Here is a 25,467-nt window from a genome sequence, read left to right as displayed (position 1 = left end):
AGAGGCTTTATACGTTGCCAAAAAAAGAGAAACTTTTCTCAAAAAAAATCAAGGGTATCAGATACTGTAATAGTCACCACGATAGTCATGACAGACCATACGATATTTGTATTCAAATCATATGAATATGTTTAATCAAAATGAAATAAATAATGCAGTAGAGGCACTTACCGCAGAAGAACGCCTTTCGATAGAGAGGTTTTACGGAGTCTGGAAAACAAAACAAACCCAGGTCCTTTATGAAGTTTGCAGTCCGGACTGGCAGGACATACCACTTGCACCTGGTCAAAAAGCAGGTCCGCCAGGACTACAGGAAATCATCAACCGTTTTTCATTAACGTTTCCTGACGTTGAAATAGTTATTCACGAAATATATGGTACGCATGAACGTGCAGGCGTGCGTGCGGAAATATCATTTACCCACAACGCAGATCTGCTCGGTATTCCCTCAACTCAGAAAAAGGTAGCGGTTGCCCTTCATGAATTCCACCATCTTAAAGATGGAAAACTGACCCATACCTGGCATTTGGAAGACTGGTTTGGCCTACTCCTGCAAAGCGGAGCATGGACGACGAATGGGTTTGCGATCGACTAAGCAAAAAGTAATAAACCTTTAAACAGACATAGATAATGAATAATCCAATTAAAACTGCTGTTATCACCGGAATTAGCAGCGGTATAGGTATGGCCCTGGTAAAAAAATTACTTAAGGAAAATTATAATATAATAGGGACAACCAGGTCCGGTACATTACCTGAAATCTCTCATGAAAACCTTGAGGTTGTACAACTGGATGTAACCGACAGCCAAAGCCTGAAAAATGCGGTTCAATACATAAACAATCAGACTAAAAAGATAGACCTGTTTATTAATAATGCTGGTGCAGCACCAGATGTATTTGCGATCGAGCCGGAAGCAGATGCTTTTAAACTTACTATTGATACCAATGTTACCGGATCAGTATTTTTCACGGAACCTCTTCTCACCAAGCTTAATGAAGGGGCTAAGATTGTATTTATATCCAGTAACATGGGCCTGCCCCGCAATGCTGATGTGAACGGGCCATCGTACAGAATGTCCAAAGCAGCAATAAATATGTATGCAGCTATGCTGGCAAAACGCCTGCAGGGAAAAAACATCTCAGTAACGCCAGTACATCCTGGCTGGGTGCAAACAAAACTTGGAGGCGATCAGGCACCATTAACTGCAGAAATTGCAGCAGATAATATTTATGAGGCTATTAACTACGGGATGGAAAGCGGGCGGTTTTACGATAGTGCTTTAGGCGTATCAGAAGAATATTAATAAACGCAGGAGGAATGCAATCAGCATTTTTCCTGCTTATCTAAGCCTTTAGGCAAACTTGGAAATATAGCGGCATGCTCCTTTAGCTTTTACTTAAAAACTATAATCTTCACCACGTTTTTTCAGATAATAATCGGGAGCTTTACATAGTTCAAAAATCAGCACAATAATGAGTACAGTTCCTCTCAAATATTTAAACAGACAAGATGAAATCACTGCGTTGTTTTTGAAGGAAATGAACAAACATCTCGACGATTTTATGGCAGGCCGGGTAGAAAACATGTTCCACCTGAAGGATATTGCCGGAATGATGTTCCTGCATCCTGTTCACGTTAGTAATGTGATTAAGCTATATACAGGATATCATCCCTGTTATTTTTATGAATTGAGGATTATGGAGGAAGCAAAAAGGTTGCTCGCGGATCCTGGTTTAACAATAAGCGCTGTGGCAAGCAAGCTTACATATGATAAATCAAATTTTACTAAGTTTTTTAAACAATATGCCGGAATGACCCCCACCGAATACCGGATAAAGTTTGCTGCCGCTCAGATTAGCGGCGCTTTTTCTTAGGCATACAGTTAACTTTTAAGCCTGCAGGTGATATTTGCAACCTTGTTAACTGTTAAAGCATTTCATCTTATGAAATTTTCCAAAATATAATTGGAAAAAATTGAATTAGATTTCCATATTGTAGACTGTGCCTAAGAGAAAGCTTAACAACATTCCAAAACAGGATCTGCCCCGCAATTTAGGGGAAGTTATTGTGCGTTACATGGAGCCAGGTAACGCTGCAAGCACGGGCTTTCAGGATGCCCACAGGGATGGGTATTATGTTTTCCTGTTGCAACAATCCGGAGAAAGTCGGTTGATGGTTGATTTCAGGGAAGCCCTGATGACAGGGGAGAGTGTGTTTTTTATCCGCCCTGGTCAAGTGCATTACTACCTGTCAACATCAAATGTAACCGGTTGGCTTGTGGCGGTTAATAGTGTACTTATTGATAAGTCTTTTATCGCATTCTTTGAGGAACAAAACCAGCTTGGTCCTTTAAGTCTGGATTGCGCTTCTTCCCGGCAATTAATTTTGATAGTGAATGCCCTGCAGACAAGCTGCCTGTCGGAGGATGATGGCTACCCGAAAGCCATAACCTCTCACCTGGTTTCTGCCTTTGCAGGGCTTATTGCGAACCTATACAAGGTTGCTGCTCCGGAACCTTCCGGTAAAGATGGCCGTCCATTTGACATCACCAGACGCTTTCGAAAGATGGTTAGACAAGATTATTGTAAGATTAAGCGGCCTTCGCAGTATGCAGATAAATTAGCCATTTCAACTCCATATCTGAACGAGTGTGTGAAGTCTGTTACCGGGATGACGGTTACGTATTGGATCAAACAGGAAAGCATTTTAGAGGCCAAACGCTTGCTATGGTACAGCCCACTAAGTATAAAGGAAATTTCGATAAAAATTGGTTATGCTGATGAAGCCTATTTTTCGAGGATCTTTTCAAAAGTTACTGCGATGACACCAGTCTCATTCCGAAAATCCCGCTTTTAATCCAACTTTTACCGCTTATTCCTTCTTTTAATATTCCTGATCTGGGAGTTTCTTTGTAGAATAAAATTCAAACAATGGAAAATTACAAGGAGTTATTAAAAGAGGGATTTCAGTCAGTTGTTACAAGTCAGACGTTCAACGAAGATCTTATTACAAAATACTTTAGCAAAAATTATAAACAAGTAGTGGACGGTCAGGAACTGGATTATGATGGGTTTTGCGAGCATATGAAAGCACAAAAAGCTTCCTTAAAGTCGGTGGAGGTAGAGTTTACAACTATTGTACAGGAAAATCACATTCTGTTTACAAATCATCTGGTGCATGTGGTGACCAATGAAGATCGCAGGGCAACCCTCCAGGTCATTGCTGAATTTCATCTATGGGATGATAAAGTTCAATATTGCAGCGAATTAACGCATATGCTAAGCGGAGATCCACGTGAGCGGGATCTGGGTACCATGCGCTAAAATTAGGTAATAATCTGGTATCCACTGTTAAACATGCGTGCAGGGTAAATCCTTGACGATGTCTTTATATGAATGATTCTTTATGGATTTTAGTGGGGTCTTCAATAGGTAAATAACCCGGTGCCTGGAAATAAAAATCTAATTTTTAAAATATGGAAATAAATATTTGATCCCTGGGTATGGGTAAGAGGTGCAATTCTTTACAGGCAGTAGAAATCAAAAATCAGGAAGGCACATTATATTGCTCGGGGTAGGTAGCAATTAGTTCCAAAGGGCAGCCATGAAAATGGAACGATTCGGTTCTACAAATCGGCTACTTCATGCTCAAATTTGATCACTTCAGGGGAAAATGATTCCTCCGGATGAGCCAGCGGCCTACCTTTGAACTACAAATTAAATATGTAAGGGGCTGATGGCGTAATCTTTTCAATGCAGAAAACTGCGCTACTCCTCGCCTGGTAGGAAAAAACAATGATTTATGACAAAAATTAATATCCTTTGCGCAACTATTGCCATCTGTTTTATCGTGCTTTGTGCCTGTAGAAAAACAATTGAACATCCCGTAGTCCCGGATTTGGCCGAAGTTGTGCCAGGTCCCTGTACCGCTCCTCCCTTACGTGCCTGGCTTAATGATCAATTTCTCAGGTGGGGGGAAAAGCCAACTATTATTGCAGCGGGTGAGGAGCTGCGAATGTCAGAAATGGCTAATTATTACACACTGTATTATGAAAACAGTGCTGAAAACCAATACTTCGGTGTTCAGGGCGAAAATACTGAACAGGTTATTAATTACTTCAAAAATCTGAAACGTTTTTGGAATATACCGTCGAAAAACATCATTGTGGTTGCGGCGCATGGTTCCATGCTGCAGGACCGGAATAAAATCCTTAAAATGTATAAAAATATATACGGTTATAGTAATGACAAGGCAAACCATTATGCCGACTCGATAGCCACTTTATTTAAGATCTACCCTCAGTTCCTCAACGGCGAGCATCCCGCGTTTACGTTTAATCAATTTACTATTCCCGATACAACTATCGCTAATGTTGGGCTGGTTCCGGCCAAAGTCATTATCGGGGATGGCCTGCTACAGGCCTTCGACAAACTGGGTTACGGTGACATCGCTCCGCAAGCCATTTTGGCGCATGAGTTTGGGCATCACATCCAATATGTGCTGGGTATTCTGGGAAAAGGTATAAAGTTAACCCCAAAAACTTCCCGCCGCTTCGAACTGATGGCCGATGCCTACGCAGCATACTTTTTGTCGCATTCCCAGGGAGCAGCTCTGAAGTTAGATAAGTTGCAAAAAGTAGCTGAGGTGTTTTTTAATACAGGTGATTGCGATTTTACCATCGATGGACACCATGGTTCTCCAACTCAAAGAAAGGCAGCTGCTGAATGGGGATATAACCTCACCATCAATTCACAAAAACGGGATTATATTTTACCGGGTGACGAATTTGCGAGACTGTTTGACGCAGAATTGAATAATATAATTAAGAATTAGTTTTCTATATTGCAATCGCCGTTACCTTGTTCAATAAGCGGCCGGAATGATTTTTTTACTGCTTGTGTTTCGGAGTTAACTTGATAATCAACCGCTCATTCTTATCCGTTAAATAATAAGAGATGAATTTTAAAGGCTGTTCGGCGGACAAATTATCGAAATGCTTTATCGGGTGATTTACTGGCTCATAGTATACATCACCGGCATGAAGTGTTTTTGATTGCTCGCCTTCAACCTGAAACAAGCAGGTTCCTGATACAATGTAACCCGTTACAGGAATAGGATGCTTGTGGTAACCTGTTTGCTGAAGCGGTTTAAGAATAATCTCCCTGATGTCTATATGTGCAACCTTTGTTTCCGGAATATCAACAAGTAATAATTTTTTCCGGATAATGGAATCCCGGGTATCATTTCCCTGTGCTGCAGCATTTTCTGACAAAATAAAGCTGAAAAAAATAACAGCAAAAAACATTGATAAGTGGATTTGTATGTATTTCATAATAAAGGTTTGTACAAATATCCAGATCGTGAATTGCTAATTTATTGACGTAGGTTAAGACTTTCAGTCTTGTAATACTAGTAACTGATTGGCATTATAAATGTATAGATTGTTTAACTTAGCTTACCATGCCGAAAATTTCAATTGATTTGTATAAAAATCTCGAGTCTGCTGTGATAAAAGCCGGACTTACTATTGACCATGTGAATTCTTTGAGCGAAAGCATAAAACCAAAAGTTATTCCTAAACATGAATTCCTGATTACGGAAGGAGCAGTCTGTAATTTTTTTGGTATTGTTCTCAAGGGCTCCTTTCGATGTTTTGTCACTAATGATCTGGAGGAATTCAATAATGACTTTTTCTTTGAGGGTGACTTTATTACAGCACTTACCAGTTATCTCGTCAGTCGTCCAACAAGCTTTAATATTCAGGCGCTAACAGATACCGCTGTTTTTTTAATATCAGAGCAGCAATTTCAGCGGATGATCAAGGATGATCCAAGATGGTTATTACTGAGGACTTACATTACCGAGACATTTTTTATTCGCAAGTGCCGCCGTGAAATATCATTTCTTAAACAGTCAGCTGCGCAGCGGTTGGATACGCTTTCACTTTCATTCCCCGGTATCGAACAAAAGGTTTCCCAATATCATATCGCTTCATACCTCGGTATCCGACCAGAATCCTTAAGCCGGATTAAGCTGGCATCAAATAACAGTAAATAGGATTCAATGCCCTTGTAATTACTGATCAGTAGGGCCTGGGATCACAGATGACAGTCAGTCAATTCTTTGGTAAGGTAGTTCACAAACAAATTAATGCGCAGGGTATCGAAAAACAAGTCTTAACTGATGTTAAGATTTTTAGTTTTTTTAAACCCGACCTTTCATGTAATAATTAAAGTCTGGCGAATGACAAATTTAGTTACTACATTAATGACAGATACAGAAAATATAGTATCAAAACATCTTAAAAACTTTGCGCAATTAAATGACAAGGATATTTCTGATTCCAAAACATTCTGGAAATCACGCAGAATTAGAAAAGGTGATTTCCTTAACATGCAAAGCATGGTTTGCAACGACCTTGCATTGATTGTTAAAGGGATATTTAGGATTTATTACCACGATCCGGAAACCGAAGTGGATAAAAATCTGTTCTTTTTCTCGGAAAATCAATTTGTAGTTTCATTTAAAAGCTTTGTAACACGCAACCCCTGCTGGTATTATATTGAAGCAATGGAAGATTCGGAAGTTGTTTTTATTTCTTACAGTAATTTAAACAGCCTTTACGCTACCCATTTAAACTGGGCAAAATTCGGCAGGCTGCTTGCAGAACAGTTTTTTTCCATAGCCCAGTCCAGAACAGAAGAATTTATTTTTTATACACATGAGCAGCGCTATCTCAAATTGCTGAATGAACAACCTGGAATACTGGAAAGGATACCCGCTTATCATATTTCTTCTTATCTGGGTATAAAAAACCCTTCCCTGAGCCGCATCAGAAGACGAATTGAAAATAAAAAAACATAAGCGCGTAACCAGCTTCGGTAAAGCTTTTTAGCATTGGTGTTGGGATATTATGTACCAGCAAGCCCGTTTTTAATATCTTTTGGACTGTAACCCTTTTGCTTTCTGAAGAATTTGTTTAAATGGCTGACGTCTGTGAAGCCAAATTCGTCCGCTATTTCGTTCATTCGCTTATCACTGAATTTTATTCTGTGCTCAATCAGGTTCACTTTGTATTTTGAAATATATCCCTGAAGGGTGTCGTTGGTATGTTTTTTAAAGTAGCGCCCAATATATGCAGTTGATACTGTAAATAAATCGCTGATATTTTCCGCCCTTAATTTTTCAGGCTCATAGATATTTTGCTGAATATACTGTAAGATACTAACAGCCTTTTCTTCTGTGGTTTCAGATATGTAGCTGGGCAGGAATTTGGCTATGTTCCGTGCAACAATAATAATCAGCGTATTTACCAATTGCTGGATCAGATCTTCATTATACAGGTCCTTCACATTTTGCTCCTGATAAATTGTATCTATCACGGGGCCAACGAAAGTCCTGTCAGCTATATTTTGAAGTATGCAATCATTCAGGTGATTTGTATTCTGCAGGATGTATTCCAGCAGTTGCAGGCTATCGCTGCCGAGGTTGTTTTTTTTAAGATAGATATTATTGAATCTCAGGAAGAAAAACGCAGTCCTGCTTTCGATTGCAAAGTGATGGGTGTCTTCCGGGGTAATCAAAAAAAGCTGGCCGGCATGATAAATACATTCAGACTGATTTAGAAAATGCTTCCCCGTCCCTGAGCGGATATACGCTAATTCGAAAAAATTATGTCCGTGCTCAAACTTGGAACATACGTCGGCTTCCACAAAATTGATTTCGTAGGCTGAATGGAGCATTTCTTTGTTCATGATGCAAATATACCCAATTATGGAAAATATATACTTTACTTATATCAAAATTTGGGTATAATTTTGTGGTATAATAAATCAATAAAAATGAAAGCAATTATTTTAAAAGAACCAGGCAGTACCGGTAATCTGATATACCGGGATATACCGGCGCCGGCAATTAATAATGGTGAGTTACTTATACAGGTCAAAAGCATTAGTGTAAACCCTGTCGATATTAAGACAAGAGTTGGACAGGGAGTGTATATCTACGCAAATCTTGATCCGGATCAGGAATTAATTCTGGGCTGGGATATATCGGGCGTAGTAGCTGAGTCCAAATCAAAACTATTTGTTCCTGGTGACGAAGTTTTTGGAATGGTAAATTTTCCGGGCATCGGTGCTGCTTACGCAGAATTAGTGGCCGGGCCGGCAGCACATTTAACAAAAAAACCGCAGAATATCTCACATGCCGAAGCGGCGGGCGCCACACTTGCGGCACTTACCGCCTGGCAGAATCTGGTTAACCGCGCAAAAATCAAAAAGGGGGACAGGGTTTTAATACATGCTGCCGCAGGAGGAGTGGGGCATTATGCGGTACAAATTGCTAAACACTTCGGCGCTTATGTGATAGGGACTTCTTCAGCCGCCAACAAAGACTTTGTATTGTCGCTCGGAGCTGATGAACATATCGATTATACAACCCAAACTTTGGCAACAAGTATTGAGCCGGTAGATGTGGTTTTGGAGAGCATTGGAAACCAAAGCATACTTGACTCACTTGATATGATTAAACCTGGTGGCAGGCTGATCAGCATACTGGTCCAGATCACTGATGTGGCAAAAGAAAAGGCCGTCAAAAATAATGTGGGCGCAGAATTTACAGCAGTGAGCTCGAATGGGACTGATATGGAAAATGTGGCGGCACTGCTCCGGTCAGGGGCGATAAGGTCCCATATCTCCAGAGAATTTGCTTTCGAAGAAATGGCTAAAGCCCATGAGCTGATTGAAAGTGGAAGAACAGTTGGTAAAATCGTTGTCAATCTTTAGCCGGATGGTCCAATAGTGTAAATATGAAAAAGTTAAATCTCATTCAAATAATTGCATTGTTCAGCTTTTCGCTGTCAGTTCCATCTGTAACCCTTAACGGCCAAACAAAAATATCACCACAGCACCTGCTGAGCTTGATACCTGAAGATGCCTTAATTGCCAATCGTGCAGGTCTTTGGAACGTTACCGAAACCGTGTGGGCATCGCCAGGCGCTAAACCGGTTACTACAACCGGGCTGGTAGCTGAGCGCAGGATGACGGGTTCAATGTTGCAGGAGTTTCTCCGTGATTCTGCACAGCTGGAAATCAAGAGAACCGATTTGCTGACCTATAACCACATCGAAGGACGCTGGGATTATGTTTCTTACGATGCGAGGGTACCCCTGGGATTGATGCCCGCATGGAGTACGGTTAAAGGCGATGGCAAATCCATTGAGCTTTCTTTTTCACCGCTTTCGCTGCCTGGTACCGGAAACGCAATATCTGGACAAATGTTACGGATGGATCAGACCATCTCTTATACCGGACAGGACAGTGATGTCAAAGATCAATATTTCATGCTGGCTGACGGTACTGCAACAAGATGGCTGGCCCACCGTTATGCATATAACAGGAGGAACTCACAAATTACAGCACTTCCTGCTGAGGGTAAAAGCAGCAGAATTGATGAAATCAGAAAGCGGGGAACTTTAAGAGTAGCTGTTGTAGATGAATATCCATGGCTGAAAGCAACCCGCAATGGGGATGTTGGCCCGGCATTTGAAGGCCCGGCATGGGTGCTGGCAGAGGAATTTGCAAAAAGGCTTGGCGTAAGACTGGAAACCGTGGATGTTGATTTCGACGGCAAAATAGCAGCACTCAACAGCGGCAACGTGGACATCACTATTGCACCTCTTCTGGTAACTCCCGAGAGAATCAAGACAGTCGATATGATCAGTTATTCGCTGGCTGCCCAGACACTGTTTGGCAAGCGCGATAATCCAAAACTGAAAAATATTAAAAGCATTGATCAGCTGAACAAACCCGGGATCACCATTGCCTATATTGAAGGTTCGCCGCAGGGAAAATGGCTTATTCAGCGGCTGCCAAAGGCAAAAAAAATCGCGGTAAAAGGAAACCTTGCTGACGTCCCCTTAAATCCGGTATTAATTGGAAATGCCGATGTTGCCAATATTGACAAGTTCTTTTTTGCCGGTCTTGCTGAAAAGAATCCGGGCCTGGTGAGCATACCTGGGGATTTTATGTCCAGTATGGAATTTCCCCTGCCTATAGGAATGGCTATTAAAAAGGGACAACCTGTTTTCCTTCAATGGTTAAGGGCAGTAAATGAAGAAGTAAAATGGAAAGTACGGATGGAAGAAGCAAGCATTTTAGCAGCAAAAAAACATGAATAACAATTGCTGTTTCCTCTTGTCAGCTGCTTTTAGACGCTGAACCACCTAAACTCTTAACATACATCAATTAAAAACGGCAGGCTTAACCAGACATTCGTGCTTAAGTTTCCGATCAGCATTGACGTCTGCGTAAGTTCTTATAAAGGCAACATTGCGGTCTCATTCACCTTAATTAGCAACCAATTATTTAACCCGGCCACAGGTCTAACCCTATGAAAAATTACATTCTATCTCTTCTATCAGCAGTGATCATACTGTTCAGCGCATGCAAAAAAAGCAATAACGACAAACCGGATGATATTTCGGATTCGGGTGCCTATCAGTCATTTACCCCCGGCTCTACCTGGAATTATCATAATGATTATCTCGTTGCAGACAAGCCTGGCGATCCTGTTGCAGATACCACAGTGAATACAATGACTGCTGGTACCAAATTATTAAATAATAAAACATTCCATCAACTTACATCGGTGACTGGCAGGGAAACTGAGGAAGACTACCTTTGCATCAAAGATCATCTGTATTATAACTACACTGTAGATACGGACAATAACACGCTTGAACTCCCTTACCTCAGCGAGGAAACCTCTCTCAATAGTAACTGGATTGCACCCATAACCTTTATGGGCTCTGGTGCAACTCAAATAAAAGGTACCATCACCGAGAAGAACATCGCAAAGACCATACGTGGCAAAACCTATCAGGATGTGATTCACTCAAAACTAGAACTCCAGGCATTAAATAACAAGGTATATACTACCATATTAACTTTTGATTTTTACGTGGCAAAAAACATAGGCATAATAGCAATATATACTGCTCAGGATGGTACGGTGCTCAGTAAATCAGAATTGATCAGTTATAGTATCAAGTAAATTATATGCTTTCCGCAATAGTATCTGACGGACTGCGGCAAACGCTATACAACAACAAAAGGGTGTAGCGTATGCCCGGCCTTTGTCTGATCTATAATCAAGGAACAACTATATATCTCCATTACGCATTTGGCAATTTGGCCATTAATTTACCTGAAGCGAATACATATTTATGAAATCCCTATTAAAGTTGTTCACCGAAGATCTTAAAATGGATGTAAATCATTTTGAGAAGTTTACCTCGCAGTTAAAATTAAAAAAGATAAAAAAGAAGGATCACCTGCTACGCGAAGGGTCCGTTTGTAATTTCATCGGCTTTGTTTCCTCAGGTGTATTAAGATCTTATGTTAATCATGATAATGGTCAGTATAATAACGATTTTTATTTTGAAAACGACATCGCGAGTGCTTATGACAGCTTTTTAACGCAAATGCCCAGCGACTGCAATATAGAGGCCTTAACTGAATGTTCAATAAACTGTATCAGCTATGAAAAACTACATTGCTTAATTAAAAATGACAACGCCTTTCTTAAACTAAGCAAATACATTTCTGATTTTTACTTTATAAGGAAATGCAAACGGGAGATGTTTTTTTTGAATTACCCTGCTACAGTTCGTTTAGAACGTATGTCATTACTATATCCGGGAATAGAGCAGCGGGTATCCCAATACCATATCGCCTCCTTTATAGGTGTTAAACCAGAGTCATTGAGCCGTATTAAACTCTTAACATACGTCAATAAATAGCCTGGGTTTTAAACTGAACTTTGCAGCGAACTATTTAAAATATCAAATAAAAACATCAATTAAACAACAGAAAATGATCAATCAATCTTATTTAAAGAAGGTATTCATAATAATTTTAGCCATTATCAGTACTTATGATGTCGCCAGCGCTCAGGCTCAGAAAAACGATATGCCGATAAAAAATATTGTTTTAGTCCACGGTGCTTTTGTAGATGGGTCCGGATGGGAAGGTGTATACCGTATACTAACTGAAAAAGGATACAGAGTTACAGTTACGCAGCATTCTTTACGTGATTTTGATGAAGATCTGCTCAGCGTAGAAAAAGCAATCAGTCAACAGGATGGCCCCTGCATTCTTGTAGGCCACAGCTATGGCGGTGTGATTATTTCTGCTGCAGGTAATCATCCAAAAGTTGCCGGATTGGTTTATATCACGGCACATGCCCCTGATTCAAGTGAGCGCAGGGCAGACCTGCTGAAAACCTATCCACCTGCAAATAAGTTTACCATTAAAGGAGCTGACGGGTTTGATCATATTGAGCCTGCTAAATTTGCCGAAGAATTCGCCGGAGGCGTACCTTTGGAAAAAGCCAGTTTTATGGCTAATTCTCAGGTTCCGACCGCCGATAAGGTTTTTGCGGCTGTGATACAGAGGCCTGCATGGAAATTTAAACCAAGCTGGTATCTGGTAGGTAGCGCAGACAGGATCATCAACCCTGACCTCGAAAGATTTTACGCAAAGCGTGCTAAAAGCATAAAAGTTATTGAAATTAATGGTGGCAGTCATTCAAGTTATGTTTCGCACCCAAAAGAAACCGCACAACTCATTATAGACGCTGCAAATTATAGCTACTAAATTTAATTATGAAACCACTAAGCACAAATGAAACATTTCACTATGAAATACTAAGAGTACTGGGTACAAGCCGCAGCTTTGGCGCAGATGTTGGCGAAGTTCTTGAAGTTGCAGATAAAATAATTCCGGGCGATTTTGAAAGCTGGTATCAAGAATTTAATAAGCTTGCCAGGCATGTCCATGCAGGTGTGAGCAATACGCGCCATCCCGTATCAGCAAGAAATGCGTTATTTCGTGCCTCAAATTATTACCGGGCTGCTGATTTCTTCCTGCATGGCAACCCGGCTGACCCGCGTATTAATGAAATGTGGGCACAGCAGACTGCCTGCTTTGACCTCGCTATTTCTTTGCTTGATATCCCCGCTGAAAGGATAGAGCTTAATAATGGTGAATTCACAATTCCTGCTATCCTGTACCGGGCCAGCAAGACCGGCGAACCGCGTCCTGCAATTTTAATGTGCAACGGCTATGACGGCAGCCAGGAAGAAATGCTGCATGTATTTGGCTTCGGTGCATTGGAAAGAGGGTTCAATGTAATCACCTTTGAAGGTCCCGGACAACCTGCTGTGGTGCGCAACCAGCAGCTCGGCTTTATCAATGAGTGGGAAAAAGTTGTAAGTCCTTTGATCGATTATTGTGAAAGCCATAGTGCTATTGACAGTGGCAAGATTACCTTAATAGGATATTCTTTCGGTGGCTTTTTAGTTCCCAGGGCTGCGGCTTTCGAACATCGCCTGTCTGCTGTGGTATGTGTGGATGGTGTATTTGATATCTTCAGCACTTTCACCAGGACATTACCTCCCGCATTAATGCAATTGCTGAACGATGGCAACAAGAAAGCCTTTGATGAGATCATCAAAAAAGCAATGCAGGAAAGCACCAGTTTAAGATGGGGCGTAGAACAGGGCTGCTGGTCTTTTCATACTGATTCGCCGTACGAATTAATGACAATGACCCGCCCAATGAGCATTAAGGGAATTGCAAAAAATATCCAGTGCCCTGTACTCGTGTGCGAAGCGGAGCAGGATCATTTCTTCTTTGGCCAGCCCCAGTTGTTAGCAGATGCTTTAGGTAATAAAGCAACTTACATAAAGTTAACAAAAAAAGACTCCGCGCAGGAACACTGTCATGTTGGCGCAACTGATTTTATTACAACAGTTGTGATGGACTGGCTGGAAGAGTTAGGGCTTCCCGTACTCAATTAATATAGTGATCGCTAATATTTTAAAAAAAACTAATTATGAAAAAACTTGTACTTTTCGGTTGCCTATGTGCAACCATCTCAATATCATCGTGCTACACTGCAAAGATTGCACACGGTTCATTAACTGTAGATTCTCCAGTTGTTAAGGTGAACAGTAAAAAAAACCATGCGTTGATAGATGGACTTATTCCTTTAAACTCGGGCTGGGAAGCGAAAAAATATATTGGTGATAGAAAAGATTATGTTACCAAAAGCCAGATGACTTTTGTTGACGGTCTTCTTGGGGTAATTACGCTTGGGATTTATACTCCTACTACCACAATGTTTTATGTGCCTTTGAACGACGTCAGCACAAAATAGCCTACTTCCTCAAGTCCGGAGAATGTTATCCTACCGGACTCGAGGAATTAACTTGTTGTGTTTTTTACAAACAAATCCCGTTGGGTATAGCACCATTAGCCAGCTGTCTCTACATTGCCGGAGGTTGTAAAAACATATGGAATCAAGGATGTTTATGCCGAACAGGAATATAAAGTTGACAAAGGAATACTCTGCACAGGAACACTGTCATGTTGGTGCATCTGATTTATTACAACACTTGTGATGGACTGGCTGGAAGGGTAATCCCATTTAGATTTCGCAGCCGGGCAACGATGCCCCAGCTGTAAAAATTATTGACAACTCCAATCAATACGGTATTGGATCCCATTTTAAGCGGGATATTTACCAGGGAGTTGTCAATATTCAAACAACCATCAGGAAATTTGGCGAGGGGCTGGCCAAATTGATTTTTATCCGCATCAACTAACTTGTTATTTACAAATACATACACTTCATCACAAAAGCCAAGCTGCATTTGTACCATCTGATCTTTCGTTGAACTGATGGTGGTTTTTAGCCAAACATAACGACCCGTATCACTTGCACCAAATTTTCGGGACAGGTTGACCACACCGAGTCTTTCAGCATTGATCCTGGTCCACTGTGTAGAATCTTTGGGCAGATCAGCAGTTGTTAATTGTCTTCCCGGGCCCATGATCTTAGCCGCAGTAATATCCCATTGCCGGATATAATACATATCATGTTTTGTAGGATCTATCCCTTCAGCAGGAGATAAATGTTCTACCGCATCCGGCCTGATTGTGAGATTTGAAAAATAGGCAAGTCCCTCAAAGCCAATCGTTCCGCTCTGACTGTTGCATTCCAGTCGTGGGATTTCCAAAACAGGCTCATTCATATTGTTTACGTAGACGCGCATTTGCATACCCGAAACTACCAGCTTTACATGGTTCCATTCCTGGTTATGTATAGGCGCAGGACCATCGTATGCAGACATCATGTTAAAGAGCAATACACCGTTTACCACTGGTGCGTATTGAATATCGTCATTGTCCCGCTTGCTGTCGTCCTTTTTTGTGCGCAGGTACAGGTACTCACTTTCCTTTGCACTCTGCTGGCGAAAGTATATTCCTATCGGGCCAAAGCCTCTTGTTTCCGCATCGATTGGCTCCGTGTCAAATTCAATTGTTCCATTAGTAAATATCAGGTCTTTCAAATTGATCTGTCCGCCGTTGGGCATCATCTTTATTGCTTTTACGCCTTTATAAGTGATAAATTCCGCTTTTGCCGAAGTATTGTCCCAATGCCCGGGTACAAATGGAATATTGATAACTTTTCCTTTTAGGGTGTTTTGCTGTGCAAATGCCGTAAGACAAAAAAGAACCAGGCTAAGTATGCTACATGCCAGCAAGGGAAATTTAAAGAGTTTGTTTTTCATGATTTGGTAATGTCTTTGTATCCTGGTTTAAGTTTTTTCAGGCTGCAAGGATACAGGAAGTCCTGTTAGCCGGCAATTCATTTCCATTTCAATTTGTTTCATTTTATATCACATTGATTATTAGTGATTTTAGTAAATACAGATCAAATAAACTTTGATGTGATTTAGCTATCTTTGGTATTATTGATTACATGAAAAATGATGTCCTCATCCATTTATTATCACTTATCGAAGATCAGCTAGGCTGGGGTGATTCGGCAAACTGGCCAAGTAAGGACTTTGAGAGACTAAATATCCTCATCCAGGAAAGAACAAAGGTTTCCATTAGTGCAAGTACGCTCAGGAGGTTGTGGGGTAAGGTTGATTACAACAATCAGCCCAGCGTCACCACATTGGATACCCTGGCAATGTTTGCGGGATTTGAAGACTGGCGGTCATTTTGCATCTTAAGCAAGAAAACGGATCTGAAGAAACCCACTGAGGAACATATAATTAAGACACGATCATTCCGTCAGTTTTATACTGTTGTTGTAGCTGTGTCTGTGGTGGCCATTATTACCTTGTCTTTTCTGTTCATCCCGTCTGGCAGTTCGGTTGGTGTAGAAAATTATGTTTTCGGCTTCCATCCGGTTACACGGGACCTGCCCAACTCCGTGATTTTTACTTATGATGCCCGCAGCGCGCCGGATGATTCGGTGTTTATTCAGCAGTCATGGGATAACACGAGGCGAACCCGGGTTTCAAAAAAATCACATCTTTTCAGTTCCATTTATTACAAACCGGGATTTTACCATGCCAAGTTGGTCATTGGAAATCAGGTAGTCAAAGAAAGCCCATTGCTGATTCCAACCAGGGGCTGGCTGGGAATGATCGACATGCAACCGGTGCCGGTTTATCTTGATCCTGATGAATTTATCAGTAAAAACGGTATGTCTGTATCGGCTTCTACCATACTTAAACATAAGGTTCTGCTGGAGCCGCAACCCCCGATTGTAGCATTTTATAATACAGGCAATTTTAAACCGATATCTGTTTTAAACTTTTCGTATTCGGCGGAAGTGAAAAATACTTATAAGACGGGGGCATCAAGATGTCAGTACTTAAATGTGATTTTATTCACCAGCGGTATTCCTATTTCGATTCCCTTATCTGCACCGGGCTGCATTGCTTCACTCAGCATGCTTGATGGAGTAAAGGAAATAGATGGAAGCTCGACGGATCTTTCTGCATTCGGTGCTGACCTCTCAAAGTGGGTACGTCTGTCCTGCATCAGTCGCAACGGCCAAATCTCGATTTTAGTGAACAACAAGCTGGCTTATAAGTATCAGGTTGCTGATCAGCATATTTCTATATTAGGTTTGGGATTTCGGTTTCACGGCATTGGCGAGGTTAGGCACGTTGCACTATCAGGTAATAATAAGGAGGTCTTAACGGATCTTTAAATGCAGATTATTTGGAAGCTTTCTTCTTTTTCCTTGAATTCTTTATCCGGTATTCCAGCAGGTAGAGCCTGGTCTGCCATTGCTCAAGTATCTTATCATATTTTTTTGGAAGTCCGCTCGGCTCAAGCATTCCAAGCAGGCTGGCTAGTTCCCGTGTACTGTCTGCTTTTTGACGGTGCTCTTTCAGCCATTCCTCTTGCCGGGATTGTACGGTACTTTGGTATTCGCTGATGGCGGTTTTGATCAGCTTTACTTCCTCCTCCTTTGATCTGTTCTTCCGGTAAATTATCATTTGCCTGTTCCAGGCATGGGAGTTGGAAGGGTCGGTTGTTACGGATTTCCTATAAAGCTTCAGTGCGCCTTGCGGATCCCCGGATTTTTCCAGGGCAAGCGCCGAATCGAACTGCTGTTTGGACTTTATGCTTTGCTTTACTGACATCTGATGAGGGTTGAACAAATTTACAACGCAAAATGTTCGTCCTTTACTAAAAGATTAGCACGTTATACACGCTTACCTCTATTAACCACAAATTTTGTTGATAGTAGAGGTGTTTGCGGAGGTTGATTACTTTATGCGCTGTACGACATGCGGAAATAGATTTGAACATACATCAATTACCAAAATGGCCTCATTTTGAATGGGATGAAAGTAGAGGATAATTGATTTACTTTATAATAGTTCAGCGCAGGTTTATATTGAACGCGTAAAGAATGGTACTGATAGTGCTGGAGAATATTTAGTTGATATCTATCATAACAGGATGGGCATGGTTACCAACATAACGGTAAAATCCAACGTTTCGATATCAATAGTTAGCAGCGTTACATATAAAAGAATTCTGATGATTTAACTTTCATATTTTATTTAATATTATCAAGTTTTGATAATATGTTAAATATTTGTCTTCTATAGCCGAGTTCTTTAATGGATTTTTCGATAACAAAAGTATTATCGAATCTTAAATACATATCTATATAATTTCTGGTTCTAACTCCCACTTTAAGTTCTATTATTTGGCCAGGTCCACATTCATTACAAACTCGAGGAGTATATTTCTTCTTCGCCAGCTCGTCTAAAACGTCCCCAGTAGGAATATCGGTGATATGACTGTCCAATAATTCGCAAAGTAAGTTGGAAACTTCATTCTTATTTTTATTCACTGTGATATAGGACTGCACATACATTCTAAATCCATCTTTAACGCCAATGAACGTTAAACCCTGAAACTGCTTCTCATATAAAGCTTCGGCCCTGTTTTTTGAATCAGGTGCTATGTATATCCGATAACTGGCAATAACTAGTGAATCATTGTAGAACTTAATCTGTCTTAACCGGCTGTATGAAAAGCTCTCCTGACCATACAGTCTTACTTCTACATCAGCACCCGACTTGTTTATTGGACTCAAAAATCCTCTTTGTACTAAAATATTGTTATCAGCTGGAACGATAGTGTTCGCCGTAAACATGATTGTTTTTTTTTTGCCACAATTATCGATGGAAATTTTTTCCTGTGCAGAACAAATCATAGGAAGCAGGAGGACAAATAAAACCAAAATTCCAGTCTTTAAAGAATTTTTCATATAGGATTTGAGTCTGAGCGTTTAAAATTAAGTTACAGAAAAGTAAATAATGAACATAGTAAAGACAATATTTTATTTTTACGAGATTAAAATGAATTTTAAAATTATCAAACCTTTTCAAAAAGTGAAGCTTTTTTTAAATAAGACATTAAGAGTTGATCAAATCTGCTAGTTGGAGGATGAGTGATCATTTTGCAGGTAAATTTTATCGTGATATTGATTTAGGAAATCAGATTAAGTTTTCCTTTGACTTTGCAAAAAAAAACTCTATTGACCTTTATTTTATAATATAAAAACGATTCGGCTATTTGTTTGCTGACTGTTCACGGTTGTCATGATTGGTAACAAAGTTGAAATGGCTAATTAGATTTTTCGCATCATTGACAATTATCGCTTTCAAATCTGGTCACAATATTACTGAATGTTAAACAACAAGACTAATAATTGGAATTTAGAAATGTCTGCACTTCAAGCATTTTATACTTGTTTCGGGCGATGAACAATGCTAAACTAAATAAAGGTGTTTCTGAAAAAAAAGTATTGAACTCTTTTGTCAATGTGGGTATATTAAACAATGAAGGTACTTATACAGCTGTATAAGGGACTGGAAGAGATAGCTCTTTAACACCTTTTTTATTTATGACATCCTCCCCAGTTTGGTTATTGGACTGTGTCGGGACAGGTAGTCATAGGATGTCCAGTTATTGCCTGGTGAAAAGATTAATACGGACTGATGATCTTTCCTCTGAAATTAGCTGTAATCAAGGTTTCTAGAATTGAACCGAATCTTTTATCTGAGGGTACCAAGTCCTCATCATCAACTTTCTTTCCTTGTTTGTCATAAATCAAATACCTTGGTATTGTGGTTATTTTAAAATGCTTAACAATTTCTGACTTCATGCTATTTTCGAGATAGTATGAATTATTCAAAATTTTCAGCTCTTTCCCTTTTGTTATCCATGCTGGTTTCGAGTAATCAACTGATATATAAACAAAATCAATTTTTGCTCCATAGTTGCTTTCAAGCATTTTTTCGTAGGGTAGTTCTTCAATACAGGGTTTGCACCAGCTCGCCCAGAAAATAATTACTACGGGCTTAGTACCAATCAATTCAGAAAACTGCTTCTTATCTCCATTATAATTTGTAATGATCGATGTTTTCGCTTGATCGTAAGTGAATACAACACTTTGTTTATTTCGAAGTGAAATATTGTTACGAGTTAAATAATTCATATAAATTTTATTTGTAGCGATTGAACTGAAGTCTATAAACAATGAATCAAAAGTACTTTTACCATAATCCAATTGAACAATATTATCTAAATGTCCTGTTATTTGATGATCTCTTATTTTATTTTGGTAATTAGTCTTGATCCAATCATATTGCCTTATTAGTGATAAGCTTTTGTCTTTTTCTGCAGGAGCTTGGTTGATCCAAAATGCAAATTCCAGCGCCGCAATAGAGTACAAATTAGTTTTAAAGTATAAGTTCTGATCAGTGAACCGCGTGTTTTTTATCAATGTGGTATACTCAGGCGGGTAATCTGATATGTTCTTATGCCACATCAGTGGTACTAGTAAGTTTCGTAAGTATGCGGAACGGATCTCTGATTTCGCGAAACTTTGCACTGTTGATGGTATCTTATAAATCCTGAAATAATTTTCAATGAAACGTATACGATTCTGATAGCGAAGTTCTACTTCCTTACAAAAGCCTATTAAATCTGGATCTTCTTTTTTGAACCGTGATAAACTTCCGTTTCTTAAATCACCATCAAAAGTTGACAAGGTATCCAACATACTATAGACAAATTTATTACGTCCGGTATAGGAAAGCTCATGCACCCATTGTCGTACAAATGCACCTGATTGTCCTGCTATTCGTGTTTTATTTTCCTTTCCAATATGAATAGTAATGTGATCTCCAGGTATGATTATGATTTCATGTCCCAGTAGATCAGCAATCGTAGCGCATGTAATTTCCTCAACTTTGTACTCATATTTTGTTTCGCAGCTATCTCCCGACTTGACAGTCGAGATAAATTTCTTATCAAATTGATTGCCCTCTCCCAAGGAGTTATTCACTAATGGCTTGTATACATTAAACCAGTAGGACTCTAATGGTGCCAATCCTTTATGATATTTAAAGGTAAAGGTGGTTTTCTTTGCTTGAGTGAATCCACTGAAAGCCGTCATCAATAATAGTAAAAGTAATTTGTAGATCTTATCACTCATATGTTTTTAATTATTAATGTATTAGCAGGTTTAAAGGATGTGGTCGTATGCCCTTCTATAGTGGTAAGTAACAAACAGATTGGATGATCGCATATGTTTGTCAGGATGATTAAGAGTTTGAAATTTCATATATCTGTATAACCCAATGTACAGGATAATCTCAATGTGAAATGCTTTTTTACGTGAAGATCATTATTAGCCATGTGAAGTTCACTATTTGAAAAGATATTCCAGCCAATAAGATGCTTTCGTCTATGTCGGTATGGGTATTAGCAATACAGATTACGTGTTTATAAAGTAATCGAACCAATGTGGTTGAGAATTAGAAACCACCGAACATTGCCGCCTTGATCCGGTTTCCGCAACTGCGGAAGAAGAATTAAACTCTTCAACTACCTGAACTTTTTTCCGGGACAGGCTCGCGACCTTTGTTTCATGGAAAGCATTATTAAAGGCTTTTTTTAAACAGGAAATTATGATCACATTACCAAATATTGAATCGGGCCAGGGGCCTGTGTTGATGCTGAACTTACTTAAATTTAAAGATAAGAAGGTATACTTTGAGCAGTATATCCCTGCATTTAACCAGGTAGTGCAGCAATTGGGCATTGAAGGTGTCAGCGTAAAAGTGGTGAGCGAGGTTGTAGCTAACATCATTGCAGATGAGAATGATCACTGGGACCAAATGGTACTGGTGGAATATCCCAGTGCTGAAGCGTTCAAAACTATCGCACAAAGCGACGTTTACCAGCAAATAGCCGATCCGCTTCGCCTTGCCGGAACTGCCAAACTTAAACTGATCATGACCCGCAAAATTGACTTTTAAAGGTGATACTGACTGTGATGTGAGAACTCATTCTGTCGAATTTTCGCATTGCACATAGCACTTGCCCCTGACGTACAGGAGCAGGTGCTTGCCTTGTTGCAGCATAACACAATTACCAGACGCAGCACAATGTTGTGGCTTATTTAATACCGCGTTCAATTAACCCCGCACACAAAATAAAGGTGTGTGAAAGATGTGATTAGTATCAAGCGATTTACTTCTGCCCGCTACGAATCAAAAAGTTAGCCTATCAGAATGAAGATCAAGGGGCATGACAGAGATTTGTGTATGAAACAAAAAATACTTGATGTACTTTAGAACCGGAATTCGATTCCTGATAAAAATCTAAATGAACAAAAAGAAAATGTATATCATAATCCTGGCCATGTTGACAGTTGTTCTGGGCTTATTGATAAGGGGGTATTTGAGAAGTGAGCGCTATTTCCTCTCGCACCTTCCGGAAAAATACAAAAGTTATCCTGCGATAAATGAAAATACAAAAGGCAGGGATTATAAAATTATACCCTTGTTTACGGGCGCCAGGCCCAGGGCAATTTACAGGGACACAATTAGCAACAACATCATTATAGAGAGTGTAGAGGAGTTCGAGCCAAAACAATACGAGGCACCTACTTATTCGATAACCTATTACAGAATTAACAAAAATGGAGAAGCCTTAGACAACCTTAATGAAACCGGCAACACTGCCTTTGGCAGACCATTCAACGGGCATATGCTCTATGAAGATGGTTATAATGATTATTTTATAAAAGGCAAGTCCGAAAAGATGCCCTATAAAAACATTAACAAAGATCTGGCAATGTCTACGGAAGAACTATCAAGCCTCAGCAGGCAATTACTATCGCAAGCGGATGCTGTTACGGTTTATGAAGAGGATGATCCAATGACTTACATCATGTCAATTAATGGGGAGGTATTAAGAATGTACATTCCGAAAACAAGCAATATTGCAGTTCCCACTGAATTTGAGCACAATTTCAAGGAGATATTGCCACTTACAGATTATAGCCATCGTACCGGGTTGAAGCATTACGCCTGGGAAAACCCGCAATCTGCAATCACTGTTTCTTATTTCCTGAAACAGCGCTATCAGTCCGGAACCTATTTCTCCATGGCAGCCGCCCCAACTACCAGACTTCCAAGATGGTACGGTATTGGCTATTTTCAGCTGAAAATTGGAACAGATATATTAAAGTTTAAGCATCCCATTAGTTACTTTCTTAGCGGGGATTCATCGTCTGAAGGTTACTATCATAACGACGAATGGGGGACGCTGGACTTATTTACTTATCCTATGTCGGCTTTTAATATCCTTACTGTTGGGTTTAATAATAATCATTTTCATAAACTGGATGGTTGTTACCTGGTTGTTCCGTTAGCAAATAAAAAATAGTGCCCACTATTGCTTTTGAAGCTTTTACTACATTGATAGTTGACCGTGACAGGCATGAAACTTTACATAAATCATTTTATTTAGGCAATGAAGCGTTCACTAAGAACAGTAAGACCGGTTGGCAATCCATTCGCCCTTGATTTTATTAATAAAAACTATTTATATTGATTTATTGTAAATTACAATCAAAAAACGATATGTTAAGACAATTCTGTAAGTATAACAACTGGGCAAATTCCCTTCTCCTAAACACCTTAGTGACACATTCAGATGTTCTTCCAGAATCATGTATTAAATTATTTAGCCATATCGTAAATGCACAAATCATATGGCTTTGCAGAATCAATGGCGTGCAACCTCAGGTTACGGTTTGGGAATTGCACGAAATTGAAGCTTGTAGTTTGTTGCTTAATGTCAGTTCAAATGAATTATCCGAATTGGACTATCCGGAGACAGCAGAATCTCCCATCATTAAGTATGCTAATTCAACTGGCGATTTCTATGAAACATCTGTTGCTGATATTTTGCTACACATTTTTAATCATGGTACGTATCATCGGGCACAAATTGCAAAGGAAATGAAGATTAACAACCTTAAGCCCATTAACACAGACTATATACAATTTATTCGATTGCAATAATAATGAACTTAAATGAGCGGACTGAAATAACTTTTACTAAAGTTATTGAGCAAAGCCTACGAACCCCCGGCAATAATCAAACTAAAGTTTAAGCGCAATGAACTGGCCGTTATTAAGTCAATCTTGGTTGATTTTTTTTCATAATTTCTGATCCCAAAACCTGGTAATAAAGTACTTCGAAACTTAAGTTTTATTCACTAGAGCATAGATTGGCCAATTAGCATATGATATGGATCTGACAAGGGATTTGTGGCAGATCATAGAACATCATTATATAATATTGCTTACTAGTTATGTCTTACCGATTTTTCAATTCTTTTTCTAACCCTGCTGACCAGAGCGGGGGTTACTTCTGTAAGATTCAAAATTTGTTCATCGGTGGCGTTATTACTAATCATCTTCGCAATCATTCCTTCCCTTTCCTCTTTTTTTCCAAGCCTTTTACCTTGTAACTTGGCTTGCCCTATTAAAATCTCTTGGATCGTCATATTTGTTGTAATGTTACTGGTTAATTGATTAATCCTTTGCTCAAAAATAAACTGATTATTTTTAAATTCAAAATTTACGTAATAAAAAAGAAAATTCATGAGGGACTCTTTTTGTGCCTCTGGAAGTTGCTTATCCATAATAAGCCGCGCAATTTTAAGCTTCTCCGCCAGCAACACCTCATCACGCAGCTGTTTGTCTTTATACTTCTTCTTTAAGGCTGTCTGTTTTGCAATCAATACTACCAGTGCAAACGGATTGCTGTGCTGCATTAATGCATTATTATCCTGAAGTGCAATCTTATAGGTATTGAACGTGTATTGCAGAGATGTTCCATTACAATTTATTTTAAATACATTATCGCGTTCAATATTATTAGGCTCAGTAAATATTGCTAGAGCAGTAATCGGTGTTTTGTATTTGTCATACAGTCTATTAAAATACCCGTACATCCGCTCATTAAAATTTTTGCGGTATTGATCCTGCACCTCCAGATGTAAGATGATATATTCTTCATTGCCTGTTATAGTATAAAGCTTCACAAGTTTGTCGACTATCTTCTGTTCATATTTATTCCCTGCAGCTGGTCTTTGCTGGACCAGCTCTTTATCCATGAAAGTGATTTCCCTTATATTATCAATTGTAGCAGCCAGTTTAGGATCCACCAAAGATAAGAAGTCATAGAAAAAAGGCTCCAGGATTCCTTTCCATAACGTATCGTTTTGTTTCATGTATGCAACATACTACCAAAACAAGATATGCTGGTAATATATTTTACAATAAATTAATTTAATACTACTCTTGAATCAAAACATGAAAAAAGTACAGGAGTATTTTTGGCAGAGTCCTGGGGTATCAAGGATCAATGTAATCAGACAATCTAATCAAAAAGCTGGATTTTTTTCTAAATCCTTTCTGCCTGATTTTGCGTATTTACAAGGATATCTGAAAGATTTGGAAAACTCAACCACGCAGGATACACCATTACCCGTATTCACTATACTCAGCTATGTAAATAGCAATTTGGCGCTGCGCACGGATCCCCATCCGCCAACACAGCATGCGCCCGAAGGGTGGAGTTACATAACAGTCGCTAAAACCCTGCGCTCAGGATAGTAATCACAACCTAAGTTAACAGACATTCTGCAGAAGCTTTAAATCCTAAATCAGGTTCAGATATACGCTACGCTCTCACAAATAAAG

General features: G+C 39.6%; 27 protein-coding genes. 20 read left to right on the top strand and 7 right to left on the bottom strand.

Features of this window, described 5'->3' with window-relative positions; genetic code table 11:
- Window positions 1–127: 127 nt before the first annotated feature.
- The 6 genes from FN831_RS00425 (at window position 128) to FN831_RS00400 (ending at window position 4,835) form a co-directional block, all read left to right on the top strand.
- On the top strand, window positions 128–595 hold the full coding sequence (locus FN831_RS00425; protein ID WP_142526233.1) for an ester cyclase: 468 nt from the start codon (window positions 128–130) through the stop codon (window positions 593–595).
- 35 nt (window positions 596–630) lie between these two features.
- Window positions 631–1,305 carry an SDR family NAD(P)-dependent oxidoreductase gene (locus FN831_RS00420; protein WP_142526232.1) on the top strand — a complete coding sequence of 225 codons (675 nt, stop codon included), beginning with the start codon at window positions 631–633 and terminating at the stop codon, window positions 1,303–1,305.
- 169 nt (window positions 1,306–1,474) lie between these two features.
- Window positions 1,475–1,876, top strand: coding sequence for a helix-turn-helix domain-containing protein (locus FN831_RS00415; protein ID WP_142526231.1), 402 nt, complete (start codon window positions 1,475–1,477; stop codon window positions 1,874–1,876).
- A 127-nt stretch (window positions 1,877–2,003) separates the two neighbouring features.
- A complete protein-coding gene (locus FN831_RS00410; RefSeq protein ID WP_142526230.1) occupies window positions 2,004–2,858 on the top strand; it encodes a helix-turn-helix domain-containing protein in 855 nt (284 codons plus the stop codon).
- 74 nt (window positions 2,859–2,932) lie between these two features.
- Window positions 2,933–3,325, top strand: coding sequence for a nuclear transport factor 2 family protein (locus FN831_RS00405; RefSeq protein ID WP_142526229.1), 393 nt, complete (start codon window positions 2,933–2,935; stop codon window positions 3,323–3,325).
- Window positions 3,326–3,803: 478 nt separating this feature from the next.
- Window positions 3,804–4,835 carry a neutral zinc metallopeptidase gene (locus tag FN831_RS00400; protein WP_142526228.1) on the top strand — a complete coding sequence of 344 codons (1,032 nt, stop codon included), beginning with the start codon at window positions 3,804–3,806 and terminating at the stop codon, window positions 4,833–4,835.
- A 55-nt stretch (window positions 4,836–4,890) separates the two neighbouring features.
- On the opposite strand, the gene FN831_RS00395 is transcribed toward FN831_RS00400, so the two are convergent.
- A complete protein-coding gene (locus FN831_RS00395; protein WP_221931225.1) occupies window positions 4,891–5,334 on the bottom strand; it encodes a cupin domain-containing protein in 444 nt (147 codons plus the stop codon).
- 128 nt (window positions 5,335–5,462) lie between these two features.
- On the opposite strand from FN831_RS00395, the gene FN831_RS00390 reads away from it, so the two are divergent.
- Window positions 5,463–6,059: a Crp/Fnr family transcriptional regulator gene (locus tag FN831_RS00390; protein WP_142526227.1), complete on the top strand. Its 597-nt coding sequence runs from the start codon at window positions 5,463–5,465 to the stop codon at window positions 6,057–6,059.
- A gap of 186 nt (window positions 6,060–6,245) precedes the next feature.
- A complete protein-coding gene (locus FN831_RS00385; RefSeq protein ID WP_246101244.1) occupies window positions 6,246–6,866 on the top strand; it encodes a Crp/Fnr family transcriptional regulator in 621 nt (206 codons plus the stop codon).
- 47 nt (window positions 6,867–6,913) lie between these two features.
- Here the strand turns inward: FN831_RS00385 and FN831_RS00380 are convergent, their stop codons facing one another.
- The gene (locus FN831_RS00380) at window positions 6,914–7,756 is read right to left on the bottom strand and encodes a helix-turn-helix domain-containing protein (RefSeq protein ID WP_142526226.1); all 843 of its coding nucleotides are present in this window, start codon (window positions 7,754–7,756) and stop codon (window positions 6,914–6,916) included.
- Window positions 7,757–7,843: 87 nt separating this feature from the next.
- Here FN831_RS00380 and FN831_RS00375 point away from each other — a divergent pair, with 87 nt between their 5' ends.
- The 7 genes from FN831_RS00375 (at window position 7,844) to FN831_RS00345 (ending at window position 14,222) form a co-directional block, all read left to right on the top strand.
- Window positions 7,844–8,785 (top strand): NADP-dependent oxidoreductase, encoded by a 942-nt coding sequence (locus FN831_RS00375; protein ID WP_142526225.1) that lies wholly within the window; start codon window positions 7,844–7,846, stop codon window positions 8,783–8,785.
- Between the two features lie 23 nt (window positions 8,786–8,808).
- The gene (locus FN831_RS00370) at window positions 8,809–10,179 is read left to right on the top strand and encodes a transporter substrate-binding domain-containing protein (RefSeq protein ID WP_142526224.1); all 1,371 of its coding nucleotides are present in this window, start codon (window positions 8,809–8,811) and stop codon (window positions 10,177–10,179) included.
- Window positions 10,180–10,391: 212 nt separating this feature from the next.
- Window positions 10,392–11,054, top strand: coding sequence for a hypothetical protein (locus tag FN831_RS00365; protein ID WP_142526223.1), 663 nt, complete (start codon window positions 10,392–10,394; stop codon window positions 11,052–11,054).
- Window positions 11,055–11,226: 172 nt separating this feature from the next.
- The gene (locus tag FN831_RS00360; protein WP_142526222.1) at window positions 11,227–11,802 is read left to right on the top strand and encodes a Crp/Fnr family transcriptional regulator; all 576 of its coding nucleotides are present in this window, start codon (window positions 11,227–11,229) and stop codon (window positions 11,800–11,802) included.
- Between the two features lie 73 nt (window positions 11,803–11,875).
- A complete protein-coding gene (locus tag FN831_RS00355) occupies window positions 11,876–12,658 on the top strand; it encodes an alpha/beta fold hydrolase (RefSeq protein ID WP_142526221.1) in 783 nt (260 codons plus the stop codon).
- 8 nt (window positions 12,659–12,666) lie between these two features.
- The gene (locus FN831_RS00350) at window positions 12,667–13,863 is read left to right on the top strand and encodes an alpha/beta hydrolase family protein (protein WP_142526220.1); all 1,197 of its coding nucleotides are present in this window, start codon (window positions 12,667–12,669) and stop codon (window positions 13,861–13,863) included.
- Window positions 13,864–13,898: 35 nt separating this feature from the next.
- Window positions 13,899–14,222, top strand: a complete 324-nt coding sequence (locus FN831_RS00345) for a Bor family protein (RefSeq protein WP_142526219.1) — start codon at window positions 13,899–13,901, stop codon at window positions 14,220–14,222.
- Window positions 14,223–14,451: 229 nt separating this feature from the next.
- Here the strand turns inward: FN831_RS00345 and FN831_RS00340 are convergent, their stop codons facing one another.
- The gene (locus FN831_RS00340) at window positions 14,452–15,639 is read right to left on the bottom strand and encodes a LamG domain-containing protein (protein WP_142526218.1); all 1,188 of its coding nucleotides are present in this window, start codon (window positions 15,637–15,639) and stop codon (window positions 14,452–14,454) included.
- Between the two features lie 191 nt (window positions 15,640–15,830).
- Between FN831_RS00340 and FN831_RS00335 the strand changes: the two genes are divergently transcribed.
- The gene (locus FN831_RS00335) at window positions 15,831–17,081 is read left to right on the top strand and encodes a hypothetical protein (protein WP_142526217.1); all 1,251 of its coding nucleotides are present in this window, start codon (window positions 15,831–15,833) and stop codon (window positions 17,079–17,081) included.
- Between the two features lie 7 nt (window positions 17,082–17,088).
- On the opposite strand, the gene FN831_RS00330 is transcribed toward FN831_RS00335, so the two are convergent.
- From FN831_RS00330 to FN831_RS00320, 3 genes are all read right to left on the bottom strand, one after another.
- Window positions 17,089–17,520, bottom strand: coding sequence for a tetratricopeptide repeat protein (locus FN831_RS00330; protein WP_142526216.1), 432 nt, complete (start codon window positions 17,518–17,520; stop codon window positions 17,089–17,091).
- Between the two features lie 422 nt (window positions 17,521–17,942).
- A complete protein-coding gene (locus tag FN831_RS00325) occupies window positions 17,943–18,662 on the bottom strand; it encodes a hypothetical protein (protein ID WP_142526215.1) in 720 nt (239 codons plus the stop codon).
- 720 nt (window positions 18,663–19,382) lie between these two features.
- Window positions 19,383–20,897 (bottom strand): TlpA family protein disulfide reductase, encoded by a 1,515-nt coding sequence (locus tag FN831_RS00320; protein ID WP_142526214.1) that lies wholly within the window; start codon window positions 20,895–20,897, stop codon window positions 19,383–19,385.
- A 475-nt stretch (window positions 20,898–21,372) separates the two neighbouring features.
- Here FN831_RS00320 and FN831_RS00315 point away from each other — a divergent pair, with 475 nt between their 5' ends.
- The 3 genes from FN831_RS00315 to FN831_RS00305 all read left to right on the top strand — a co-directional run bounded on the left by FN831_RS00315 (window position 21,373) and on the right by FN831_RS00305 (window position 23,778).
- Complete coding sequence (locus FN831_RS00315; RefSeq protein WP_142526213.1) at window positions 21,373–21,723, top strand: DUF1330 domain-containing protein; 351 nt, start codon at window positions 21,373–21,375, stop codon at window positions 21,721–21,723.
- 349 nt (window positions 21,724–22,072) lie between these two features.
- On the top strand, window positions 22,073–23,137 hold the full coding sequence (locus tag FN831_RS00310; protein ID WP_142526212.1) for a hypothetical protein: 1,065 nt from the start codon (window positions 22,073–22,075) through the stop codon (window positions 23,135–23,137).
- A gap of 197 nt (window positions 23,138–23,334) precedes the next feature.
- The gene (locus FN831_RS00305; protein ID WP_142526211.1) at window positions 23,335–23,778 is read left to right on the top strand and encodes a DinB family protein; all 444 of its coding nucleotides are present in this window, start codon (window positions 23,335–23,337) and stop codon (window positions 23,776–23,778) included.
- Between the two features lie 287 nt (window positions 23,779–24,065).
- Here the strand turns inward: FN831_RS00305 and FN831_RS00300 are convergent, their stop codons facing one another.
- On the bottom strand, window positions 24,066–24,995 hold the full coding sequence (locus FN831_RS00300; RefSeq protein ID WP_142526210.1) for an RpnC/YadD family protein: 930 nt from the start codon (window positions 24,993–24,995) through the stop codon (window positions 24,066–24,068).
- A gap of 82 nt (window positions 24,996–25,077) precedes the next feature.
- Here FN831_RS00300 and FN831_RS00295 point away from each other — a divergent pair, with 82 nt between their 5' ends.
- On the top strand, window positions 25,078–25,380 hold the full coding sequence (locus tag FN831_RS00295; protein WP_142526209.1) for a hypothetical protein: 303 nt from the start codon (window positions 25,078–25,080) through the stop codon (window positions 25,378–25,380).
- Window positions 25,381–25,467 lie beyond the last annotated feature (87 nt).

The organism is Pedobacter westerhofensis, from assembly GCF_900182595.1.
Taxonomy (GTDB): Bacteria; Bacteroidota; Bacteroidia; order Sphingobacteriales; family Sphingobacteriaceae; genus Pedobacter; species Pedobacter westerhofensis.
This window is presented reverse-complemented; position numbering and strand designations above follow the sequence as displayed.

What these genes read in the sequence shown, in the direction of transcription:
- FN831_RS00425 (WP_142526233.1), top strand. Translation starts at nt 128, where the DNA reads ATGTTTAATCAAAATGAAATAAATAATGCAGTAGAGGCACTTACCGCA.
- FN831_RS00420 (WP_142526232.1), top strand. Translation starts at nt 631, where the DNA reads ATGAATAATCCAATTAAAACTGCTGTTATCACCGGAATTAGCAGCGGT.
- FN831_RS00415 (WP_142526231.1), top strand. Translation starts at nt 1,475, where the DNA reads ATGAGTACAGTTCCTCTCAAATATTTAAACAGACAAGATGAAATCACT.
- FN831_RS00405 (WP_142526229.1), top strand. Translation starts at nt 2,933, where the DNA reads ATGGAAAATTACAAGGAGTTATTAAAAGAGGGATTTCAGTCAGTTGTT.
- FN831_RS00400 (WP_142526228.1), top strand. Translation starts at nt 3,804, where the DNA reads ATGACAAAAATTAATATCCTTTGCGCAACTATTGCCATCTGTTTTATC.
- FN831_RS00395 (WP_221931225.1), bottom strand. Translation starts at nt 5,334, where the DNA reads ATGAAATACATACAAATCCACTTATCAATGTTTTTTGCTGTTATTTTT.
- FN831_RS00390 (WP_142526227.1), top strand. Translation starts at nt 5,463, where the DNA reads ATGCCGAAAATTTCAATTGATTTGTATAAAAATCTCGAGTCTGCTGTG.
- FN831_RS00385 (WP_246101244.1), top strand. Translation starts at nt 6,246, where the DNA reads ATGACAAATTTAGTTACTACATTAATGACAGATACAGAAAATATAGTA.
- FN831_RS00380 (WP_142526226.1), bottom strand. Translation starts at nt 7,756, where the DNA reads ATGAACAAAGAAATGCTCCATTCAGCCTACGAAATCAATTTTGTGGAA.
- FN831_RS00375 (WP_142526225.1), top strand. Translation starts at nt 7,844, where the DNA reads ATGAAAGCAATTATTTTAAAAGAACCAGGCAGTACCGGTAATCTGATA.
- FN831_RS00370 (WP_142526224.1), top strand. Translation starts at nt 8,809, where the DNA reads ATGAAAAAGTTAAATCTCATTCAAATAATTGCATTGTTCAGCTTTTCG.
- FN831_RS00365 (WP_142526223.1), top strand. Translation starts at nt 10,392, where the DNA reads ATGAAAAATTACATTCTATCTCTTCTATCAGCAGTGATCATACTGTTC.
- FN831_RS00360 (WP_142526222.1), top strand. Translation starts at nt 11,227, where the DNA reads ATGAAATCCCTATTAAAGTTGTTCACCGAAGATCTTAAAATGGATGTA.
- FN831_RS00355 (WP_142526221.1), top strand. Translation starts at nt 11,876, where the DNA reads ATGATCAATCAATCTTATTTAAAGAAGGTATTCATAATAATTTTAGCC.
- FN831_RS00350 (WP_142526220.1), top strand. Translation starts at nt 12,667, where the DNA reads ATGAAACCACTAAGCACAAATGAAACATTTCACTATGAAATACTAAGA.
- FN831_RS00345 (WP_142526219.1), top strand. Translation starts at nt 13,899, where the DNA reads ATGAAAAAACTTGTACTTTTCGGTTGCCTATGTGCAACCATCTCAATA.
- FN831_RS00340 (WP_142526218.1), bottom strand. Translation starts at nt 15,639, where the DNA reads ATGAAAAACAAACTCTTTAAATTTCCCTTGCTGGCATGTAGCATACTT.
- FN831_RS00335 (WP_142526217.1), top strand. Translation starts at nt 15,831, where the DNA reads ATGAAAAATGATGTCCTCATCCATTTATTATCACTTATCGAAGATCAG.
- FN831_RS00330 (WP_142526216.1), bottom strand. Translation starts at nt 17,520, where the DNA reads ATGTCAGTAAAGCAAAGCATAAAGTCCAAACAGCAGTTCGATTCGGCG.
- FN831_RS00325 (WP_142526215.1), bottom strand. Translation starts at nt 18,662, where the DNA reads ATGAAAAATTCTTTAAAGACTGGAATTTTGGTTTTATTTGTCCTCCTG.
- FN831_RS00320 (WP_142526214.1), bottom strand. Translation starts at nt 20,897, where the DNA reads ATGAGTGATAAGATCTACAAATTACTTTTACTATTATTGATGACGGCT.
- FN831_RS00315 (WP_142526213.1), top strand. Translation starts at nt 21,373, where the DNA reads ATGATCACATTACCAAATATTGAATCGGGCCAGGGGCCTGTGTTGATG.
- FN831_RS00310 (WP_142526212.1), top strand. Translation starts at nt 22,073, where the DNA reads ATGAACAAAAAGAAAATGTATATCATAATCCTGGCCATGTTGACAGTT.
- FN831_RS00305 (WP_142526211.1), top strand. Translation starts at nt 23,335, where the DNA reads ATGTTAAGACAATTCTGTAAGTATAACAACTGGGCAAATTCCCTTCTC.
- FN831_RS00300 (WP_142526210.1), bottom strand. Translation starts at nt 24,995, where the DNA reads ATGAAACAAAACGATACGTTATGGAAAGGAATCCTGGAGCCTTTTTTC.
- FN831_RS00295 (WP_142526209.1), top strand. Translation starts at nt 25,078, where the DNA reads ATGAAAAAAGTACAGGAGTATTTTTGGCAGAGTCCTGGGGTATCAAGG.